The following is a 1087-nucleotide window of genomic DNA, read 5'->3' as shown; positions in this document are numbered from 1 at the left end:
AATTTACTCAGTTATATCGTCAGCAGAAAAGGTTGAAGCGTCGTTACTTGTTTTCTCAAGGTTCAGGTGATCAGCCGTTACCCAGTGTGATTTTCAGTAATCTCATGAAGTTAATTTGGGACAGATTGCTAGGAGAGCACGATTTCACATTTCACAGCTTTAGGCATACTGCGATTAGTCAGCTGGCGTTAGTACTAAGTAAGTCGCCATTGGCACAGGTGATGACTGATTATGATAATGAGCAGTGCGAAAAAGTAATAAAAGGGGTCCTTGGCTATCACAAGGAACAAGGATCCTGGTTTGGACTGGCCAGCTTTGCAGGACATTTAACGTGCGACACAACCTTCGAGCATTATATTCATACTGCTCATCTGCTGGCAGGGGAGCGGCTGAGTAATGCTTGCTTGGAGCTACCTATAACAGTTTTAGAGTTAATAACAGATCTAGATTACTCTGCTATCTATAGACAAGACAAAACTGCTTATGATGCAACGACAAAGACTGTGCAATTAAATAAGATAAGACCATATTTCCTTAAAAAAACGGCTGTTAATAAAACACCATTATTTAAGAATGCAGATGAACCTGATAGCAATGCTAGCCAGCCACTGTTAAATAGTAGTTTGAATGAATTGAAAGAGTCGAATACAAATTCAATTTTTATTCACCCTAAATATGCGGACGTCATAGGTTTTCTAGAGGAGCTGCAGGAGTTAAAAGAAAACTCTCGAGATGAGCTGTTACCTGAAGTTGCTATTAGACATGGTATAAGTCTAAATGAATCTAAATGTTTATACTTGCGCGCTAGTCAGCTGTTCGACGATGACAGGCTATTACTAGGTAGGCCTAAAGGTAGTAAGAATCAGGAAGTAATCATTAGAGCATTAGATAGGGCATATCAGATGTCTATAAAGGATCCTGAGAAGTTGAGAGTATTTATTGAGATATTTGCGCATAAGCATAACTTAAATAACTCATCGATCCATTTTGGTATTAAGGAGACCCAGATTGAGATGCTACAGAGTTTTATGCTAGTAGGTTGTCAGCTTATTGATGCCAATCATTGGCAAGTTAGGACATATAGTGA

At 38.9% G+C, this 1087-nt stretch carries 1 protein-coding gene; it reads left to right on the top strand.

The annotated features are described in order from the left end of the window. Window positions 1-32: 32 nt before the first annotated feature. On the top strand, window positions 33-1087 hold a 1055-nt coding region (locus ACS8FD_RS16400; protein WP_439276624.1), incomplete at its 3' end, for a site-specific integrase.

The sequence above is a fragment of the Psychrobacter sp. 1U2 genome (assembly GCF_051847575.1).
The sequence above is the reverse complement of the archived record's forward strand: the minus strand, read 5'-3'. Positions and strand labels throughout refer to the sequence as shown.